Below are 19,409 nucleotides of genomic sequence, written 5' to 3'. Positions count from 1 at the left end.
TAGGGAGTTGGTCGGGACATCGCGACCGACGGTGGGCCCATAGAGTGGCGGCCGCTTCGCGGCATTACAAGGCGAATCCGGTGCACTGCAGCGTTGCGGGTGGACATGCATCAATGGCCTGGCATCAATGCCTTGGGTCGCGGTGCGTCGGCGCGCGGTGCTGTGCGCAATGCGCCGGCGACCGCTGGCGGGACCGGAAGCTGCCGCGCCCGTCCCGCTGCCTCGCGTTTCCTCGCTATGCTCGATGCCGCCCGGGGCCGTCCAAGACCACCTACTTGTTCCATGACCCCGTTTTTTCCCGTATCTTCAACAACTAACAGAATCTAGCTCAGGCAGAACCTCACAGTGGCGCAAGCCCCGGCAGCAACCCGCAAGAAGGCCAAGGCGGAAACCGCCGGCAGAGAGCGCGCAGCGCCGTCGCCGCGCCGGCAGCGGCTCATGCGCGATATCGCCCTGATCCTGATCGCGCCGCTGCTGCTGTACCTGATGGCGAGTCTGTTTACCTATTCGTCCACCGATCCGGGATTCACGCATTCGGGCAACATCACCGCGCCGCTGCACAACGTAGGTGGCCGCGTCGGCGCGATGATTGCCGACGGTCTGCTCCTGCTGACCGGCTACGTGGCGTTCCTGTTGCCGATCATGCTCGGCTTCATTGCCTGGATCGCCCTGTTCGGCATGGATGCGGATGGCGATGGCGACGCCGATCTGGGGCCGGCCTTGCGCCTGGTCGGCATTGTCGGCTTCCTCGTGTCGGCGACCGGCCTGCTATATCTGCGGGTTGCCGCGCCGGACTACTTCCCCGCGGGGTCGGGCGGCATTCTCGGCCGGCTGGTCGGCAATTCGCTGCACAAGGGGTTCGGCCCGATGGGCGCGAACCTCTTCACCTTCGCGTTGCTGCTGGTGTCGGTGACGCTGGCGACCGGGCTGTCGTGGCTGACGGTCATGGACAAGCTGGGCGCCTGGACGCTTGCGACGGGTCCGTTCCTGCGTAACGTGTTCCGGCGCGGCAGCCAGCAGGCGACCGAATGGCAGCAGACGCGCGCGTTCCGCGAGGAGCGCGAGGAAGCCCGCAAGGTCGATACCGAACTTCGCGCCCGCCGTGCGCCGGTGAAGATCGAACCGCCGCCGGCGCCGGTCGTGGAAAAGAGCGACCGCGCCAAGCGCGAGACGCAGATCCCGCTGTTCCACACCGGCGACGGCACGGGCATTCCGCCGTTGGCGTTGCTCGACGATCCCAAGCCGCAGCCCAAGGGCTACGACGAGCAGACGCTGGAAACGCTGTCGCGCCAGATCGAATTCAAGCTCAAGGACTTCCGCATCGATGCGCAGGTCGTCGGAGCCTATCCCGGCCCGGTGATCACGCGCTTCGAACTCGAGCCTGCCCCCGGCGTGAAGGTCAGCCAGATCAGCTCGCTGGACAAGGACATCGCCCGCGGCCTGTCGGTGAAGTCGGTGCGCGTGGTCGACGTGATACCGGGCAAGTCGGTGATCGGCCTGGAAACGCCGAACACCACGCGCGAGATGATCTTCCTCTCCGAGCTGCTGCGTTCGAAGGAATACGACAAGTCCGCGAGCCCGCTCACGCTGGCGCTGGGCAAGGACATCGCCGGCCGCCCGACGGTGGCCGACCTGGCGCGCATGCCGCACCTGCTGGTGGCGGGCACCACCGGTTCGGGCAAGTCCGTCGCGGTCAACGCGATGGTGCTGTCGCTGCTGTACAAGGCCTCCGCGAAGGACGTCCGGATGCTGATGATCGACCCGAAGATGCTGGAGCTCAGCGTCTACCAGGGCATCCCGCACCTGCTGGCGCCGGTCGTCACCGACATGAAGGAAGCCGCCAATGGCCTGCGCTGGTGCGTGGCCGAAATGGAGCGGCGCTACAAGCTGATGTCGGCCGTCGGCGTGCGCAACCTCGCCGGTTTCAACAAGAAGGTGAAGGACGCGATCGACGCAGGCCAGCCGATGCTCGATCCGCTGTTCAAGCCGAACCCGGAACTGGGCGAGGCACCGCGCACGCTGGAAACCTTGCCCTTCATCGTCGTCTTCATCGACGAATTCGCCGACATGATGATGATCGTCGGCAAGAAGGTCGAAGAGCTGATCGCCCGACTCGCGCAGAAGGCGCGCGCCGCCGGCATCCACCTGATCCTGGCCACGCAGCGTCCGTCGGTGGACGTCATCACCGGCCTGATCAAGGCCAATATCCCCACGCGCATCGCGTTCCAGGTGTCGAGCAAGATCGACTCGCGCACCATCCTCGACCAGTCCGGCGCGGAGACGCTGCTCGGCCACGGCGACATGCTGTACCTCCCGCCCGGCACGGCGCTGCCCGAACGCGTGCACGGCGCCTTCGTCAGCGACGAGGAAGTGCATCGCGTCGTCGAACACCTCAAGCAGGTCAGTGGCACGCCGGACTACATCGAGGGCGTGCTCGACGAAGTGCAGACCCTGGGCGAGGGCGTGGTCGTCGGCGCGACCGGTCTGCCGGAAAGCGGCGGCGGTGCGGGCGACGAATCCGACCCGCTCTACGACGAAGCCGTGCGGATCGTGACCGAGACCCGGCGCGCTTCGATTTCCGGCGTGCAGCGTCGCCTGAAGATCGGCTACAACCGCGCCGCGCGCCTGATCGAGGCGATGGAAGCGGCCGGTGTGGTGACGCCGCCGGAACACAACGGCGACCGCAGCGTGCTGGCGCCACCGCCGCCGAAATAACCAGGAGAGGCAGGCATGGATCACGGTTCGCTGCGGCGCTCGGCGCTCCGGTACATCGCGAAGTTGCCGCGCGCCGCGTGGCTGCTGGTCGCACTCGCGGCCACGTGGATGGCCGCACCGCACGTGCGCGAGTTCGTCGCCGGTTTTCTCGACGGTGCCGTCCGATAGCCTGAACCGACGACGCGCCCCCACCCGGCCATCGCAGGCTTGTTCAGTTTTTCGCGGTCAGACTGGCCGCCTCGCATTTCCCGGAGTTCCCCATGACCCGCATCGTCAAATTCGCCTGGGCAGCTGCCCTGGCTGCTTCATTGCTTCCGGCGGCGGCCTTCGCGGGCGCGCGCGATGACCTGGCGGCCTTCACCAAGGGCCTGAAGGGGCTCGATGGCCAGTTCTCGCAGCAGGTGTTCGACCAGAAGGGCAAGTTGAAGGAGAGCTCCAGCGGCAAGGTCGCGCTGTCGGCGCCGCGGTTGTTCCGCTGGGAGTACATGAAGCCGTATCCGCAGCTCATCGTCGCCGACGGCACGACGGTGTGGGTCTACGACCCGGATCTGGAGCAGGTCACCCGGCGCCCCCAGGGCGCGGAAGAACAGAACAGTCCGCTGTCGGCGCTGATCGATCCCGGCAAGCTGGACGCGCAGTTCGTGGTGAAGGAAGAGGGCGCCGCCGAAGGCCTCGAGTGGCTGGTGCTGACGCCCAAGGGTAACGCCGCCGATGCGAACTTCCGCACTGCGCGGCTCGGGTTCGGCACGAACGGACTGGTGAAGATGCAGGTCATCGATGCGCTCGGCCAGCGCACCGAAATCAACTTCAGCGGCTGGCGGCGCAACCCGCCGTTCCCGTCGAGCACGTTCCGCTACACGCCGCCCAAGGGCGTGGATGTCATCGGCGGCGAGTAGCTGGTACCGCTTCGTTTCTGCGGGCCAGTCCGGCGGCGAACGTGACGTGAGGGGCGGCGGGCCGGGGCCCGCCCTACAATGGCTGCATGTCACGCCGCAGTCCTCGCGAAGAACGCACGCCCGATCTCCTGGCTCCCGACCAGGACCACCTGCGCCCGCTCGCCGAGCGGATGCGTCCGCGCACGCTCGACGAGATGGTCGGCCAGCGCCGCCTGCTCGCGCCCAACACCGCGCTGCGCAAGGGCATCGAAGCGGGTCACGTGCATTCGATGGTGCTGTGGGGTCCGCCCGGTTGCGGCAAGACGACGCTCGCGCTGCTGCTGGCCCAATACGCAGAAGCGGAATTCCAGGCGATTTCGGCCGTGTTGTCCGGCCTGCCGCAGGTGCGCGAAGTCCTCGCCGAGGCCGCCCAGCGTTTCGCCGCGGGACGGCGCACCGTGCTGTTCGTCGACGAGGTGCACCGCTTCAACAAGGTGCAGCAGGACGCCTTCCTGCCACACATCGAGCGCGGCACGATCATCTTCGTCGGTGCGACCACCGAGAATCCGTCCTTCGAACTGAATTCGGCACTGCTCTCGCGTTGCCGCGTCCACGTGATGGAAGCCGTCTCGGCCGACGACATCGCCGTCGCCCTCCGGCGCGCGTTGCTCGATACCGAACGCGGCCTGGGCGATCGCCACCTGCAGATCGACGATGACCTGCTGCACCTGATCGCCACCGCAGCGGATGGCGACGTGCGACGTGCGCTGACCTTCCTCGAGATCGCCGCCGACCTGGCGGGCGAGGGCGGTGCGATCACCGAAGCCACGCTCCAGCAGGTGCTCGCCGACCGCACGCGCCGCTTCGACAAGGGCGGCGAGCAGTTCTACGACCAGATCTCCGCGCTGCACAAGTGCGTGCGCAGTTCGAACCCGGATGCCGCGCTGTACTGGCTGGCGCGCATGCTCGACGGCGGCGTCGATCCGAGCTACCTGGCGCGCCGGCTCACGCGAATGGCGGTCGAGGACATCGGCCTCGCCGATCCGCGCGCGTTGCAGATGGCGATCGAAGCCTGGGACACCTACGACCGGCTCGGCAGCCCCGAAGGCGACCTCGCGCTGGCGCAGCTCACCCTCTACCTGGCCACGACCGCGAAGTCGAACGCAGGCTACGCGGCGTTCAACGCGGCGCGCGCGGACGTGGGCGAATACGGAACGCTGGAAGTGCCGATGCACATCCGCAATGCGCCGACGAAACTGATGAAGCAGCTCGGCTACGGCAAGGGCTACCAGTACGACCACGATGTCGAAGGGGGCATCGCCCTGGGCCAGACCGGCTTCCCGGATGCCATGGGCGAACGCGTCTACTACCGCCCCGTCGAGCGGGGACTGGAAATCCGCCTGAAGGAAAAGCTCGACGCCCTGCGCGAGGCACGCGAACGTGCGCGCGAAGGGAACCCGTGAGTTGCTCGCTGCATTGAGCCCTGCGTGCCACAACGTCCGCATGGCATCATCGAACGCATGAACTGGCAGGCATTCATCGCAGTGGGCGTCGGCGCAGTGCTGGGTGCATGGGCGCGCTGGGGTCTGGGCCTGTGGCTGAATCCCCTGTTTCCCGCGGTTCCGATCGGCACGCTCGTGGCCAATATCGGCGGCGGCTACCTCATCGGGCTCGCGCTGGCCTGGTTCGCCGTGAATCCGGGCGTGTCGCCGGAAACCCGTCTGCTGATCGTCACCGGTTTCCTCGGCGCACTCACCACGTTCTCCACGTTTTCAGCCGAGGCCGTGACCCTGCTGCAACGCCAGCAGTTCGGCTGGGTTGCGGCGCACGTGGGCATGCACCTGGCAGGCTCGCTTGCGGCGACGATGCTGGGCATGTGGACAGTGCGCCTGTTCCGCGGAGGTGCGTGATGACCGAATGCGTCTACCTGAAGTTCTTCGTGCTCGAAGCGCAGCGCATCCACGAGCGGCTGGTCTACGACTGGTTGCTCGACGAAGCGAAGGCACTGGGTCTGCATGGCGGGTCAGCGTTCCGCGCCATCGCGGGCTACGGGCGCCATGGCGTGCGCCACGAGGCGCACTTCTTCGAGCTGGCTGGGCAACTGCCGCTGGAGGTCGTCTTTGTCGCCAGCCGCGAGGACGCGCAGCGCCTGATCGACCGCGTGTCGGCCGAGGGCCTGTCGCTCTTCTACTACCTGCTTCCGGCGACCTGCGGCACGACCGGTAGTCGGGAGTCCTGACGTGCGCCGGCCCGGCGCAGCGCTGCGTGCCTTGCCGCGCAGTGTCTGGCTGCTCGGCTTCATCAGCCTGATGAACGACGCGGCCAGCGAGATGGTCTACCCGCTGTTGCCCTTGTTCCTCGCCGGCATGCTCGGTGCCGGACCACGCGTGCTTGGCCTGATCGAAGGGCTCGCCGAAGCCGCCAGCAGCCTGCTCAAGCTCGCTTCCGGCATATGGTCGGACCGCACGCGACGCGCGAAACCCTTCGTCGTCGGCGGCTATGGCATCGCGGGACTCGCGCGTTCGCTGATCGCCGCCGCGACGGGATGGTGGTTCGTGCTGCTGTGCCGGCTTGCGGACCGCGTCGGCAAGGGGTTGCGCAGTTCACCGCGCGACGCGTTGCTGGCGCGCAGCGTCGAACCGGGACAACGCGGCCTCGCCTTCGGATTGCATCGTGCAATGGACAATGCCGGCGCGGTGCTGGGACCCTTGGTTGCCGCCGCGTTGCTGGGGGGCGGGCTGGAGTTGCGCACGGTGTTCTGGTGCGCGGCGATTCCCGCGCTGCTGGTGTTCTTCGCCACGCTGCGATTGCGCGAACCCGACGCGGAGACATCGGTGCAGACGCCGCGCTTCAACTGGCGCCTGGGCGAATTCCCGCCGGCGTTCCGCCGCTACCTGGCGATCCTCGGCCTCTTCATGCTGGGCAATTCGTCGAACCTGTTCCTGCTCATGCGGGCACGCGAGCTCGGCGTGCCGCAGGCGCAGATCCCGCTGCTGTGGGCGACGATGTCGGCCGTCGCCGCCGTCTTCCTCACGCCGCTGTCGGCGTTGTCGGATCGCCTGGGGCGTCGCCGCCTGATCATCGGTGGCTGGATCGCCTATGCCGCGATCTACCTGTTGCTGGGCTGGAGCGGACTGCGCGCCTGGGGCGTGTGGGTTGCGTTCGTCGCCTACGGCCTGTTCATCGCCGCCACCGAAGGCGCGGAGAAGGCGCTCGTCGCCGACCTCGTCCCGCGCGGGCAACTGGGTGCTGCATTCGGCTGGTACCACCTCACGCTGGGCGTGGCCCTGCTGCCCGCGTCGCTGTTCTTCGGCGCGCTGTGGGAGTCCTTCTCGGTGCTCGCCGCGTTCGCCTTCGGCGCCGGCTGCGCGCTGTTCGCGTCCTTCCTGCTGATCGTCTGGTTGCCGCGCGCCAGGGATTGAATTCACCGCCGGCCAACGGCTCGTGGGTGAAGGTGCGCGGGAGTGACCATGCGGGACCGCGGATGAGTCTGCAGGAGTACCAGCGCAAGCGCCGTTTTCGCGAAACCCCGGAGCCGCGCGGAATGGTCGCGCGTCATCGGACCAAGGCGCGCAGTTTCGTCGTGCAGTTGCATCATGCGCGTGCCCGCCATTACGACTTTCGCCTCGAAGTCGATGGCGTGCTGCGCAGCTGGGCGGTGCCGAAAGGGCCGTCGTTCCGGCCGGGCGAGAAGCGGCTGGCGGTGGAAGTGGAGGATCACCCGCTGTCCTACGCGTCCTTCGAAGGCACGATTCCCGAGGGGCATTACGGCGCCGGCCATGTCGCCGTATACGACGAAGGCACGTGGACGACGGACGGCGATCCGGCGGACGCAATCGGGCGCGGCAGCCTCGACTTCGTGTTGAAGGGATCGCGGCTGAAGGGCGCCTGGAAACTGGTGCGCACCGGCGAGCGCGGCGGCAAGCCGCAATGGCTGCTGTTCAAGCGCAGCGACGGGTTTGCCGGCGATTTCGAAGCCGACGACCTGCTCGAAGGCGTGCCGCGGGCAGCGGCGCGCGGACGCAGGCAGAACGACGGCGCCGGCGCGAACGAAGCTGCGCGAGCCCGGCGAACCACAAGCGCCGCGAAGACCAACGCCGCAAAGACCACCCGAACCGCAAAGACTTCCGCGCGCAGCTCCGCGATGCACCGCCGCCTGATCGACGGCGCCAGCGCACTGCCCGGCGCACGCCGCGCGGGCAGGCTCGACTTCATCGCCCCGATGCTCACGACCGCATCGAAGACGGTTCCCGCGGGCGAGGAATGGCTGCACGAGTGGAAGTGGGACGGCTATCGCCTGATCGCCGCAGCCGGTGGGCGCACAGGGCCGCGACTGTGGTCGCGCAACGGCTTGCCCTGGGCAGATCGCGTGCCCGAGATCGTCACTGCGCTGTCGGCGCTGGATTTCGAAGCACAGTTCGACAGCGAACTGATCGCCGTGAACGCGACCGGCTACAGCGATTTCAACGCATTGCAGGCGGCGCTCAAGAGCGGCGAAACCGCCCAGTTGCGCCTGGCCGTCTTCGACCTGTTGCGCCTGGGCGGCATCGATCTCACCAGCGTCGAACTGCAGGCGCGCAAGGCCTTGCTGCGCGAGTTGCTGAAGGGCGCCGACCCGCGGCTGTTCTACAGCGACCATGTCGCCGGTCATGGCGACGAAGTTTTCCGGGTCGCTTGCAGCCGGGGCATGGAAGGCATCATCAGCAAGCGCGCGGATTCGCCGTATCGCAGCGGTCGCGGCAATGCGTGGCTGAAGATCAAGGCGCAGGACACGCGCGAGTTCGTCGTGGTCGGCTACACGCAACCCAAGGGCAGTCGCAAGGGCATCGGGGCGTTGCTGCTGGCGCAGCCGCGCGACGGCAAGCTCGTGTATGCCGGTCGCGTCGGTTCGGGATTGAGCGATGCGATGCTGGCGGAGCTTCCCGGGATACTGCGTGCGCTGGAAACGTCGGAGCCGGTGGTGGCATTGCCGCGGCACACGCCCTTGCCGGCAGGCAAGGTCCACTGGGTCAAACCGGAGCGCGTGGTCGAAGTGATCTTTCGCGGCTGGGGCAAGGAAGGACTCCTGCGGCAGGCATCGTTCTCGCGGCTACGCGAGGATCGCTCGCCGGCGCCGGATCTCGAACAGCCCGAACCCCTGCCTGCGCTCACCAGTCCGTCGCGCATCGTCTATCCCGACATCGGCGCGACCAAGCAACAGGTCTACGACTACTACCTCGAAGTCGGCGAGCGCCTGCTGACGGAGATCGGCGGGCGACTGCTCTCGATCGTGCGGTGTCCGGACGGCATCACCGGCCAGCGATTCTTCCAGAAGCACGCCGGCAGCGGTTTCGGACGTTCGGTGAAGCGAATCAAGGTGCGCGAGGCCGACGGCGACTTCGCCGAGTACTTCTACGTGGAAGACCTGCCCGGATTGATGAACCTGGTACAGATGAACGCCATCGAATTCCATCCGTGGGGTTCGCGCGTGGCGCAGTTGGAACTGCCGGATCGCATGGTGTTCGATCTCGATCCGGATCCGTCCATCGCGTGGAAGGAGATCCGCCGCGCCGCGCGCGACCTGCGCGATCGACTGGCGGAACAGGGACTGCCCTCGTACGCGCGCCTGTCCGGCGGCAAGGGCGTGCATGTGGTCGTGCCGCTCGCGCCCACCGCGGACTGGGAGGCCGTGCGCCGCTTCTGCGACCACTTCGCCACCGGCGTGGCCGAGGCGGAACCCGATCGCTTCGTGGCAACGATGAGCAAGGCGCGACGCCAAGGCCGGATCTTCATCGACTGGCTGCGCAACGCGCGCGGCGCCACCAGCGTCGCGGCGTGGTCGCTGCGTGCGCGTGCCGGCGCACCCGCGGCGATGCTGGTCACCTGGGATGAACTCGCACGCATCCGCCGCCCGGACCATTACGGCATCCGCAACGCCGCCGGGCGCGCGATACCCGAGGAAACCGCAGCGGCGATTGCCAGCGCTCCGCCCCTGCCGGTGTGAGGCTCAGTGGTGCGTTGCCTGCGGCGGCGCGGCGTCCTGAACATGCACGACGCCCTGACCGTCGGCGAGTTGCAGCACCTGCGCGGACTGGCGGCTGGCCGAACGCGCCAGGCCGCCGCGGCGCCCGGCCGCGCGCGCTTCTTCCGAACTGAATTCGTGCGCGTTGCCGCTGCGATGCGCGGCGCGTCCGCCGGCGCTGGCAATGGCGCGCTGCCGTTCCGCATCCATCGATGCGAAACCGCGGCCGCGGTGGGAGGTGGGTTCGCGGTGGGTCATGTCGGTTCTCCCGTCGTGGAGTCCTGAGGCAGGCGCTGCGGGAAGCGTCACGGTGCGGTGCCCGGTTGTTCGGCTGGCACGAGAGTAGGAAGCGCCACGCATAGGAGCGGTGACGACACCGGCCGCGACGCCACTCGCCGCAGGTCGGGAACGTCCGGCAAACGCCGTGCCTTTCCTTCGCCATCGCGTCCGCAGCACGCGCGCATAACGCAGCCGATTCCATGCTTCGCGCGGAATCGGTTGGCCTGCGGTCAGCCGGCTTTCCGCAGGCGATGTCATCCACTGACGCCAAGGGAGGGTTCCGGATGCGTGACTCCAATATCGGGCATGAACTGAAAGAGATGGCGCAGGAAGTAGTGCGCTTCGGCGAGCGATGCGTGCAAGCGGGTCGCGATTGGCTTAACGAGAGGAGAGAGGACATGAACCATCGGAACGACGAAGGCCACCGCGACTACCAGGCGGGCGGCCGGGAATACGGCCAGGAAGGCAGCAACCTGCGCGGCACGACGCACGCCCGCAGCGAGCAGGAATACGGCGGCCGGTATGGACAGGGCCGTTACCCGCAGTCGTCGGGCATCAACCGCAGCCGTGGCGACTACTACGGCGGTACGCAGTTCGGTGAACGCGGCGCGGGCTGGGACGAAGACCGCGGCAACTGGGACTACGAGGGTGGACCGGAACGCTACGGCGCCTACGGACAGGCCGAGCAGGACTACGGCCAGGGTCGCCAGGGCCGGCCATACGGTTCGCAGTACGGCGGACAGCGCGAATACGGCCAGGCGAATACCGGTGACTACTATCGCGGCCGGCAAGGCTACGGGGCGCAAGGTGCGTTCGGAGCCGAATACGGCGGTTACGGGCGCAATCTGGGCTACGGGGAAGGCTCGGGCTACACCCGTCAGCAGTCGCGCATGCAGGAGAACCGCGCGCGTTACGGACAGGGGACTGCCGGCATCCATGGCGGCGAAAGCGCGGGTTCGGGCGGACGCAATTCGCTGTACGGCAACCAGAGCTACCTCGACGAAGGCGAAATGTCCGGCTACGGCGGCCGCGAACTGAGCTCGCAGCAATACGGAAGCAGCAGCAGCGGACGCTACGGCACCGCACCGGGCCAGTACGGTTACGGCGGCTATGGCGCCGGCGCCTACCGCGGTGTAGGCCCGAAGAACTACCGCCGCTCCGACGAGCGCCTGGCCGAAGACATCAACGAACGACTGACCGACGACGATGATCTCGACGCCAGCGATATCACCGTGCGCGTCACCGACGGCCGGGTGACGCTGGAAGGCGCCGTCGGCCAGCGCTGGATGAAGCACCGTGCCGAGGACATCGCGGATGCGTGCATCGGCGTCAAGGAAGTCGACAACCGCATCCAGGTGAACTCGCTCGGCGGCAACCTCGGTCAGGGCACGGAACGTTCCTCGACCACGCGCACCACATCGCCGTCCAGCGCCAGCAGCACCGGCGGCACCACTCCGCATTGACGCGACTTCGACCGGCCTTGCGCGACACTGTCTGCAGCAGGCGATATCGAACGGCGCAAGCCTGATATCGCAAACCCTCTCTCCCGGCACGTGGTCCGGCCGGGAGAGAGGAGGGCAGTGGGACGCGCGCCGGACAACCATCACGACGCAGCAGCGGATGAGCGAGGACTCATCCGTTGCATTTGCGCGACTGAACGGAAGGAAAGCAAAAAACACACTGGAAAGCGCGCCCCGAGCAGGCGTTTTTCCCATTCAATTTCGTGTCGATGAATGGTTCACGGGCCTTTGATTGATTGGCCTCACAGAACCGTAAGGACACCGCTGATTTCCTTCACGGCATCTATACATTCCCTCTGAACCCGGCGCTGTCCGGGCTCGATCCAGCCGTCATGTAAACGGATGCCGCGACGGCCGGCGCCAAGGGGGAATTCCATGAGCTTCCACGAACACGTGCGCAACGCGCGCGCGCCGGGCATGGCGCGTCGCGATTTCCTGAAGAAGTCGTCGATCGCCGCAGCCTCGCTGGCACTGGGCACCACCGCGCTGCCCGCGCTTGCGGCCTACGTCGCGCCGACGCGGGCACGCGGAACCGCCGTGCTGGACGTGCGCAACTACGGCGCCGTCGGCGACGGCGTGCACGACGATACCGCCGCGATCCAGACCGCGATCAATGCGCTGCCGGCGACCGGCGGCACCGTCTTCGTGCCGGCCGGCACCTACATGATCAACGCGGTCAAGAACCTGCGGCTGCGCAGTCTGATGCACCTGCAGCTGGATCCCGCCGCAAAGCTGGTGGCGATTCCCAACGCCGCCGATCGCGCCTACGTGCTCAACGTCTACAAGGTGAGCGATGTCGAGATCTCCGGCGGCCAGATCGTCGGCGAGCGCGACAAGCACATGGCGACGTCGGGCGAATGGGGCCACGCGATCATGGTGCGCGGCTCCAATCGCGTCACGGTGCGCGACATCCGCCTGTCGAACTGCTGGGGCGATGGCCTCTCGATCGGAGGCGCCGCGGCCACCACCGGCACGATTCCGAGCCAGGATGTCGTGGTGACCAATATCGTGTCTACCGGAAACCGTCGCCAGGCCCTCACCATCGGTCGCTCGCGCGGCGTGAAGATCTACGACTCCGAGTTCAGCTACACCAGCGGCATCAAGCCCGGCTGTGGCATCGACATCGAGCCCGATCCGGACAGCACCGCGAGCACCAGCGGCGTGCGCGTGGAGAACTGCTGGATCCACCACAACGACGGCAACGGCATCCAGGTCTACAAGACCGTGCTCAATACGGTCATCAAGGCCTGCACGATCGAGTACAACCATGGTTATGGCGTGCTGCTGCTGAACGCCGACTCCGGCTACGTGGTCAGCAACAAGTTCATGCACAACCGCCTGTACGGCGTGTCGGCACGCAGCGCGACGCACGGCGTGCAGATCAGCGCCAACACGTTCCGCAACAACAAGACGCTCTACTACGGCATCCGGGAGTCGCTGGGTGCGCTGACCACTATTGCCGGCACCGGCACGTCGGGAACGATGAAGAGCTCGTGGCAGCTGGAGGTCACGTCGGATTGCTACGACATGGTGGTCGGCAAGAACTATTACGCGCTGTAGCTGCAGCCACTATTTGAAGTTTCCAGGGAAGGGATGGGGCGCGGCGGCCGGAGGGAAATCTCCGGCCGTCGCTTTATTCGCGCGACGCCGATCGCGCAGATAACAGAAAATTTGCATTTCGCTGCAACCTCGCAAGCGCGCGCTTTCCGCATTCAAGTTTTTTCGTTGTTGATGCGCTTCACAGAAGCGGACATCCGGGCGGAAATCTTTCACGCATCCTCTACATTCCCTGCCGGCCGCGACCGGACGAACGGCCTTTCGAAGAACAACGCCGCCAGGGAACAACCAGACGCCGATGGCGGCCGGCATGAGGGAAACCCGATGCTCGACAACGAACACGTGCACGCCGTGCACGCGAACGACGCGGCGCGCCGCCAGTTCCTGAAGAAGTCTTCCGCTGCGGCTGCTTCGCTCGCCCTGGGCACCACGGCGTTGCCGGCCCTGGCCTCCGTCTACGCTCCGCCGGTGCGCAAGCACGGCAGCACCGTCCGCAACGTCCGCAACTACGGCGCCGTGGGCGACGGCGCGCACGACGACACCACCGGCATACAGCGGGCCATCGACTCGCTTCCGTCCTCGGGCGGTACCGTCTTCGTTCCGGCGGGCACCTACCTGATCGACGTCACCCGCACCATCCGCCTGCGCAGTTACACGCACCTGCAGCTGGACCCCGGCGCGAAGCTGCTCGCCAAGGCGACCTCCGCCAGCCGCTATTACGTGATCAATGCATACAAGGTCCACGACGTGGAGATTTCCGGCGGGCAGATCGTCGGCGAGCGCGACCGTCACCTCGGCACGATGGGCCAGTGGGGCCATTGCATCGGCATCCGTGGTTGCACCCGCGTCACGGTGCGCGACATCCGCCTGTCGAAGGGCTGGGGCGATGGCATTTCCATTGGCGCGGCTAACGGCACCACCACGGTGCTGAGCGAGAACATCGCGGTCGCCAACATCGTCTCGACCGGCAACCGCCGCCAGGGCATGACCATCGGTCGCTGCCGCAACGTCAAGGTCTACGACTCGGAGTTCAGCTACACCTCGGGCATCAAGCCAGGTTGCGGCATCGACATCGAGCCCGATCCCTTCGGCACGTCGTTGACGGACACCGTCCGCATCGAGAACTGCTGGATCCACCACAACGCCGGCAATGGCGTGCAGGTGTACAAGACCGTGCGGGACGTCGTCGTCAAGGCCTGCACCATCGAATACAACAAGGGCTTCGGTGTCCTGATGCTGCGCGCCAACACGGGTTACGTCGTGAACTGCAGGATCTACCACAACCGGCTCTATGGCGTGTCCGCGCGCGATGCCACGCGCTACTACCAGATCAGCTCCAATACCTTCCGCAACAACAAGACGCTGTACTTCGGCGTGAAATCGTCGACCGGGTCGCTGACGACGATCACGGGAACCGGGAGCAGTGGCAGCATGAAGTCGTCCTGGCAGCTAGAAGTCGAGTCCGACTGCTACGGCATCAAGGTGGGCGCCAACTACTACGCGCTCTGAGCGGCGCGGCAGATCGCAAGCCGGACGTGGCCTGAACGGCGGCGTCCGGCTTCCTGCTTGTTGACCAGTACGGTGAACAGAAGCGATCCAGCGTGAGATCGCCTTCACTTGCGCTTCGGATAATGCGTCCATTCGTTCGACACGAAAGGATGACGCAGGATCGACATGAAGTTCATGTTCTTCGCCAATACGGACTGGTACCTCTACAACTTCCGTCTTTCCACTGCGCTTCACCTGAAGGAGCAGGGCGCCGAAGTCGTGATGCTGTCGCCGCCCGGGCCCTTCGGCGAACGGTTTGCTGAACACGGCATCCGTTGGCTCACGTTGCCGATGGAGCGCGCCAGCCTCAATCCGGCGCGCGAGGTCACCACGCTGCGCCACATGGTGCGCGTGCTCAGCGACGAGCGTCCCGATCTGCTGCACAACTTCACCGTGAAGTGCGCGGTCTACGGCGCGATCGCCGCGCGGATCTCGCGGGTGCCGGCGGTGGTCAATGCCGTTGCCGGGCTTGGCTACGTCTTCACGAGCGACGCGCTGCTGGCGCGTGCCCTGCGCCCGGTGGTGAAGGTTCTCATGCGCGGTGCGTTGGGAGGGTCCAACTCGCGGCTGGTGCTGCAGAACCCCGACGACGCCGCGACGTTCGTGAGTTCGCGCCTGGTGCCGCAGAGCCACATCCGGCTCATCCGCAGCTCCGGCGTCGACACCTCGCGTTTCGCGCCACAACCGGGCGAGCGACGTTCGGACCGGCCCCTGCGCATCCTGCTGGCGGCGCGGCTGCTCTGGGAGAAGGGCGTGCAGGAATACGTCGATGCCGCTGCGCTGGTGCGTTCGCGCGGCCGGAACATGGAGTTCCTGCTGGCCGGTGCGCCCGATCCGGGCAATCCGCGTTCCGTCGACGCGCAGCAGGTCGAGCAGTGGGTGCGTGAGGGCCTGGTGACGTGGCTGGGCCATGTCGAGGACATGCCCGAACTGCTGCGCTCGGTCGACGTGATGGCATTGCCGAGCTACTACCGCGAAGGCGTACCGAAGAGCCTGATCGAGGGCGCGGCGTGCGGGCTCGCGCTGGTGACGACCAACCTGCCCGGATGTCGCGAAGTCGTCACCCGGCACGGCATCGACGGCCTGCACGCCGAACCGCGCGATGCCGCGTCGCTGGCCGAACTGCTGCTGCGGCTCGACGATGATCGCGAACTGCTGCGGCGTCTCGGCGAAGAGGCGCGCAATCGCGCGCTCAACGAATTCGACGAGCGGCTGGTGATCCACCGCACGCTCGAGGTCTATCGCGAGTTGCTGGCCGGTTCGGAATGGCGCCTGGGCCAGCGCCAGGAAGCGGCGCGCCGGGCGGCCTGAATGTCGACGCGAGGAGCCGCCGTGGCGGCGCACAGGTTCACCGGCCTGAAGCGCGCGGTTGCGGCGTTGTCGCTGCTGTCGTTTGCGACGGCGTTCGGCGCCGCGCTAGTCCTGCTGACGCAATCGCTGCTGGCGCGCCAGCTCGGGCCGGAAGTCTATGGCCTGTTCGCATCGTCGCTGGCGACCGTCAGCATGATCGCGCCGTTCGCCGGTTTCGGTCTCTCGCAATTCCGGCTTCGCGTCTACGGCGCCGAAGGCTGGAGCGCGGACCGATGGATCCGGCCGTCGCTGCACCTGAGCCTGATCACCGGAGGCGCGGCGTGCCTGGTCGTCGTCGTGTGGGCCTTGCTCGCGCCGGCCGGAACGGGCCGCGTGCTGCTGCCGCTGTTGCCCATCGTTCCTGCGTTGCTCGCGGTGGAACTGGTGGGCTGCAAGTTGCGGCTGGAAGAGCGTTATCGCGTGCTGGCCGGATGGCAGTTGCTGATTCCCGCCGGTCGACTGCTCGTGGCCTTGGTGGCGGTGCTGCTGGCCGCGCGCCACGTCGTGCCGATTGCCGTCGGATATGGCGCGGTCGCGCTGCTCGTCGCCGTGCTCGCTCTGCCGCACGTGCGCGCGATGCTCGACGGTTCCATGGAGCTGCATGGACACGGCCCGCGGCCGGAGCGTCTGCCGGCGTCGCGCGTGCCTGCGACGGCGGAGGTATGGGCGCAAGCCTGGCCTTACGGCGTCGCGGCCGCGCTCTATCCGATCTTCTTCCAGGTCAGCACGGTGATGCTCAAATACCTCGGCGGCGACGCGCACGCCGGGCGTTTCGGCATCTCGATGGCGGTGATGTCCGCCATCTACCTGATCCCGACCACGATCTACCAGAAATTCCTGCTCTCGAAGCTGCATCGCTGGGCCACGCACGACCGCCCGCGCTTCTGGCTGGTGTATCGCCGCGGCATCGCCGCGATGCTCGCGCTCGGTCTCGCCATCGGTGCGTTGCTGCTCGTGGCGATGCCCTGGGTGGTGCCGCTGGCGTTCGGCCCGGCGTACCTCGGCGTGGTGCCGATTCTCACGGTGCTGGCGCTATGCCCGCCGATCCGCTTCCTCTGCACCGCGGTGGGCTCGGTGTTGCTGACCGGCACGCACATGCACTACCGCGTGCTGATGATGGGCCTGGCTGCGGCCGTGACGATCAGCCTGGATGTGCTGCTGATTCCCGCCTACCACGAGATGGGCGCAGCCTGGGCCATCGTCGCCGGGGAATGCGTGCTGCTCGCGACCACGTGGATCGGTGCGCGCCGGTTCGGCGGGGAATTCCGATGATCACGGGCACCTCTTCGGGCTCTCCGCGCCGTCAGTTCATGCGCCAGCCATGGCATTGGCGCATTCAGTTCACGGATGCATCACCGCGAACATCGATCATGTGGCGTTGAGCCGCGCGGATGAATGCGCGCAGGCCGACACGACAGGAGCACGCTTGAAGACTTTCTATCTCTCCGGACAGCGCACCTTCGGCAACCGCGGCTGCGAGGCGATCGTGCGCAGCACGGTCGGCCTGCTGCGCGCGCAGTTCGGCGACGTGCAGGTGCTGGTGCCGTCCGTCGACATCGAGCGCGATCGCGCGCAATGGCCGGATGCGGATGCGCAGGGCGTGCGGTTCGTGCGCGCCTATCTCCCGCGCGCCGCCGGCTACTGGGTGCACCTGCAGCGCCTGCCGCTGCCGTTCCTGAAGCGCGCCGGCTGGCCGTTCCCGATGCCCGAATGGCTGCGGCGCCAGCTCGAAGACGTCGACGCGGTGCTCGCCGTCGGCGGCGACAACTACTCGCTCGATTACCGTATTCCGTCGCCCATCATGGGCCTGGACCGCTGGGCGATGGACCTGGGCAAGCCCGTGATCCTGTGGGGCGCATCGGTTGGTCCGTTCGATCGCGAACCGGGTTTCGTCCCCGCCGTGAAGCGGCACCTGGCGCGGATGAATTTCATCGCCGTGCGCGAGTCGGCCAGCTATCGCTACCTCACCGAGCAACTGGGCCTGGGCAATGTCGTGCAGATGGCGGACCCGGCCTTCATGCTCGGGCGCGAGACCGTCGACTACGCGCGATTCTGGCCGCAATGCCCCAACGGCGTGCTCGGGCTCAACGTCAGCGCGCTGATCGAGCGCTACAAGCGTCCCGACCAGGACCTGCGCGCGGAAGTGGCGGAATTCATCCGCCGCGCCGTGCAGCAGCACGACCTGGGCGTGCTGCTGGTGCCGCACGTGAATCCCTTGCAGGGCGAGCATTCCGGCGGCGATGCCGGTTACATGGCCGACCTGCTCGAACGCACGCGCGACCTCGGGCCGCGCGTGTCGATGATGCCGCATGAGCTCAATGCCGCGCAGATCAAGTACGTGATCAGCCAGCTGCGCTTCTTCATCGGCGCACGCACGCACGCGACCATCGCGGCGCTGTCCAGCGGCGTGCCCACCGTCTCGATCGCCTACAGCGTGAAGGCGCGCGGCATCAACCGCGACCTGTTCGGCAACGAGGACGCCGTATTGCCGACGACCGAACTGTCCGCGGACAGCCTGCAGCAGCGGCTCGAATGGCTGCTGCGCGAGGAATCGGCGCTGCAGCAGACGCTGGCCCGGCGCATCCCGCAACTGCAGGACCAGGCGAAGACGGCGACGGCCCGTGTCTCGCGGCTGGTGGCGTGAGCTGAAGCGATGGACACCGCCGTGCCGCCGCCGATTCCACAGGGCCTGTCCTCGCAGGGCAGGGCCACATGGCGTGCGCCGGTGAGCGTGGTCGTGCCGTGCTACCGCTGTGCGGACACGATCGCGGCGTCGGTTGCCTCCATCGCCGCGCAGACGATGCCGCCCGAGGAGGTCCTGCTGGTCGACGACTGCAGCGGCGACGGCACGCTGGAGGCGCTGCACCGCCTCGCCGCGCAATATCCGCCCGGCTGGATCCAGGTGATCGCCTCGCCGCGCAACGGCGGCCCGTCGCAGGCGCGCAACCTCGGCTGGGCCCGCGCCAGCCAGGAATACGTCGCCTTCCTCGATGCCGACGACACGTGGGCGCCGACCAAGCTCGAACTGCAGGTGGCGGCCCTGCGCAACGATCCGGAGATCGCACTGATAGCGCATCGCATGGATGTACGTGACCGCGCGTCCGGGGCGCCACCGTTGCGTCCTCCCGTGCGCGTGCGCGTGCTCGGCCGTCGTCGACTGCTGCTGAACAATCCGTTCCCGACCGCCTCGGTGGTGCTGCGTCGCGATCTGCCGTTCCGCTTCAACGAGAAGTTCCGCCGCGTCGAAGATTTTCTGCTCTGGGCGCAGATCGCCTTTTCGGGCTATCGCTGCGCCAAGATCAACCAGACGCTGGCGTCCTGGCACAAGGCCAACTACGGCGCGGGAGGACTCAGCGGCGATCTCGCCGCGATGCATCGCGCGGGTCGCGAAGTGCGCCAGGAACTGCTGCGCCAGGGTCTGGTGACTCCCACCGAGCATTTCGTCGCACGCGCGATCGGCATGGTGCGCCGGCTCCGGCGCAACGCGATGATGCTGTTGCGGTCCTTCATTGGCTGGTTGCGCGGTGCGGGCGGGCGACGCACGGCAGGTGGCGAGGGCTGAGC

At 67.2% G+C, this 19,409-nt stretch carries 17 protein-coding genes; 15 read left to right on the top strand and 2 right to left on the bottom strand.

The window, feature by feature from the left end; genetic code table 11:
* The first annotated feature begins 345 nt into the window (after positions 1-345).
* The 8 genes from ACFPN1_RS03430 (at position 346) to ligD (ending at position 9,573) form a co-directional block, all read left to right on the top strand.
* Positions 346-2,715 (top strand): DNA translocase FtsK, encoded by a 2,370-nt coding sequence (locus ACFPN1_RS03430; protein ID WP_386753008.1) that lies wholly within the window; start codon positions 346-348, stop codon positions 2,713-2,715.
* Positions 2,716-2,730: 15 nt separating this feature from the next.
* Positions 2,731-2,883: a hypothetical protein gene (locus ACFPN1_RS03425; RefSeq protein WP_386753006.1), complete on the top strand. Its 153-nt coding sequence runs from the start codon at positions 2,731-2,733 to the stop codon at positions 2,881-2,883.
* A gap of 92 nt (positions 2,884-2,975) precedes the next feature.
* Positions 2,976-3,611 carry an outer membrane lipoprotein periplasmic chaperone LolA gene (gene lolA / locus ACFPN1_RS03420; protein ID WP_386753004.1) on the top strand — a complete coding sequence of 212 codons (636 nt, stop codon included), beginning with the start codon at positions 2,976-2,978 and terminating at the stop codon, positions 3,609-3,611.
* 86 nt (positions 3,612-3,697) lie between these two features.
* On the top strand, positions 3,698-5,053 hold the full coding sequence (locus tag ACFPN1_RS03415; RefSeq protein ID WP_386753002.1) for a replication-associated recombination protein A: 1,356 nt from the start codon (positions 3,698-3,700) through the stop codon (positions 5,051-5,053).
* Positions 5,054-5,110: 57 nt separating this feature from the next.
* Complete coding sequence (gene crcB / locus ACFPN1_RS03410) at positions 5,111-5,500, top strand: fluoride efflux transporter CrcB (protein WP_386753000.1); 390 nt, start codon at positions 5,111-5,113, stop codon at positions 5,498-5,500.
* Positions 5,500-5,829: a DUF190 domain-containing protein gene (locus ACFPN1_RS03405; protein ID WP_386752998.1), complete on the top strand. Its 330-nt coding sequence runs from the start codon at positions 5,500-5,502 to the stop codon at positions 5,827-5,829. The genes crcB and ACFPN1_RS03405 overlap by 1 nt, the downstream gene beginning before the upstream one ends.
* Before the next feature lies 1 nt (position 5,830).
* The gene (locus ACFPN1_RS03400; protein ID WP_386752996.1) at positions 5,831-7,012 is read left to right on the top strand and encodes an MFS transporter; all 1,182 of its coding nucleotides are present in this window, start codon (positions 5,831-5,833) and stop codon (positions 7,010-7,012) included.
* Positions 7,013-7,074: 62 nt separating this feature from the next.
* A complete protein-coding gene (gene ligD, locus ACFPN1_RS03395; protein ID WP_386752994.1) occupies positions 7,075-9,573 on the top strand; it encodes a DNA ligase D in 2,499 nt (832 codons plus the stop codon).
* A gap of 3 nt (positions 9,574-9,576) precedes the next feature.
* Here ligD and ACFPN1_RS03390 read toward each other — a convergent pair whose 3' ends face one another.
* Complete coding sequence (locus ACFPN1_RS03390; RefSeq protein WP_386752992.1) at positions 9,577-9,849, bottom strand: KGG domain-containing protein; 273 nt, start codon at positions 9,847-9,849, stop codon at positions 9,577-9,579.
* 419 nt (positions 9,850-10,268) lie between these two features.
* On the opposite strand from ACFPN1_RS03390, the gene ACFPN1_RS03385 reads away from it, so the two are divergent.
* The gene (locus ACFPN1_RS03385; RefSeq protein WP_386752990.1) at positions 10,269-11,333 is read left to right on the top strand and encodes a BON domain-containing protein; all 1,065 of its coding nucleotides are present in this window, start codon (positions 10,269-10,271) and stop codon (positions 11,331-11,333) included.
* A gap of 432 nt (positions 11,334-11,765) precedes the next feature.
* A complete protein-coding gene (locus ACFPN1_RS03380) occupies positions 11,766-12,950 on the top strand; it encodes a right-handed parallel beta-helix repeat-containing protein (protein ID WP_386752988.1) in 1,185 nt (394 codons plus the stop codon).
* Positions 12,951-12,959: 9 nt separating this feature from the next.
* On the opposite strand, the gene ACFPN1_RS03375 is transcribed toward ACFPN1_RS03380, so the two are convergent.
* A complete protein-coding gene (locus ACFPN1_RS03375; protein ID WP_386752986.1) occupies positions 12,960-13,259 on the bottom strand; it encodes a hypothetical protein in 300 nt (99 codons plus the stop codon).
* A 12-nt stretch (positions 13,260-13,271) separates the two neighbouring features.
* Here ACFPN1_RS03375 and ACFPN1_RS03370 point away from each other — a divergent pair, with 12 nt between their 5' ends.
* The 5 genes from ACFPN1_RS03370 (at position 13,272) to ACFPN1_RS03350 (ending at position 19,407) form a co-directional block, all read left to right on the top strand.
* Positions 13,272-14,456, top strand: a complete 1,185-nt coding sequence (locus tag ACFPN1_RS03370) for a right-handed parallel beta-helix repeat-containing protein (protein ID WP_386752984.1) — start codon at positions 13,272-13,274, stop codon at positions 14,454-14,456.
* Between the two features lie 165 nt (positions 14,457-14,621).
* Positions 14,622-15,806, top strand: coding sequence for a glycosyltransferase family 4 protein (locus ACFPN1_RS03365; protein ID WP_386752982.1), 1,185 nt, complete (start codon positions 14,622-14,624; stop codon positions 15,804-15,806).
* Positions 15,807-15,827: 21 nt separating this feature from the next.
* Entirely contained in the window at positions 15,828-17,117 is a 1,290-nt protein-coding gene (locus ACFPN1_RS03360; protein WP_386752980.1) for a lipopolysaccharide biosynthesis protein, read from the top strand.
* A 154-nt stretch (positions 17,118-17,271) separates the two neighbouring features.
* A complete protein-coding gene (locus ACFPN1_RS03355; protein WP_386752979.1) occupies positions 17,272-18,489 on the top strand; it encodes a polysaccharide pyruvyl transferase family protein in 1,218 nt (405 codons plus the stop codon).
* A 9-nt stretch (positions 18,490-18,498) separates the two neighbouring features.
* Positions 18,499-19,407, top strand: coding sequence for a glycosyltransferase family 2 protein (locus ACFPN1_RS03350; RefSeq protein ID WP_386752977.1), 909 nt, complete (start codon positions 18,499-18,501; stop codon positions 19,405-19,407).
* Positions 19,408-19,409 lie beyond the last annotated feature (2 nt).

This window comes from Lysobacter yangpyeongensis (assembly GCF_042655745.1).
Classification (GTDB): Bacteria; Pseudomonadota; Gammaproteobacteria; order Xanthomonadales; family Xanthomonadaceae; genus Agrilutibacter; species Agrilutibacter yangpyeongensis.
This window is presented reverse-complemented; position numbering and strand designations above follow the sequence as displayed.

Coding starts and splice junctions, on each gene's coding strand:
- ACFPN1_RS03365 (WP_386752982.1), top strand. CDS start 14,622: ATGAAGTTCATGTTCTTCGCCAATACGGACTGGTACCTCTACAACTTC.
- ACFPN1_RS03370 (WP_386752984.1), top strand. CDS start 13,272: ATGCTCGACAACGAACACGTGCACGCCGTGCACGCGAACGACGCGGCG.
- ACFPN1_RS03415 (WP_386753002.1), top strand. CDS start 3,698: ATGTCACGCCGCAGTCCTCGCGAAGAACGCACGCCCGATCTCCTGGCT.
- lolA (WP_386753004.1), top strand. CDS start 2,976: ATGACCCGCATCGTCAAATTCGCCTGGGCAGCTGCCCTGGCTGCTTCA.
- ACFPN1_RS03390 (WP_386752992.1), bottom strand. CDS start 9,849: ATGACCCACCGCGAACCCACCTCCCACCGCGGCCGCGGTTTCGCATCG.
- ACFPN1_RS03405 (WP_386752998.1), top strand. CDS start 5,500: ATGACCGAATGCGTCTACCTGAAGTTCTTCGTGCTCGAAGCGCAGCGC.
- ACFPN1_RS03375 (WP_386752986.1), bottom strand. CDS start 13,259: ATGCCGGCCGCCATCGGCGTCTGGTTGTTCCCTGGCGGCGTTGTTCTT.
- ACFPN1_RS03350 (WP_386752977.1), top strand. CDS start 18,499: ATGGACACCGCCGTGCCGCCGCCGATTCCACAGGGCCTGTCCTCGCAG.
- ACFPN1_RS03425 (WP_386753006.1), top strand. CDS start 2,731: ATGGATCACGGTTCGCTGCGGCGCTCGGCGCTCCGGTACATCGCGAAG.
- ACFPN1_RS03380 (WP_386752988.1), top strand. CDS start 11,766: ATGAGCTTCCACGAACACGTGCGCAACGCGCGCGCGCCGGGCATGGCG.
- ligD (WP_386752994.1), top strand. CDS start 7,075: ATGAGTCTGCAGGAGTACCAGCGCAAGCGCCGTTTTCGCGAAACCCCG.
- crcB (WP_386753000.1), top strand. CDS start 5,111: ATGAACTGGCAGGCATTCATCGCAGTGGGCGTCGGCGCAGTGCTGGGT.
- ACFPN1_RS03385 (WP_386752990.1), top strand. CDS start 10,269: ATGAACCATCGGAACGACGAAGGCCACCGCGACTACCAGGCGGGCGGC.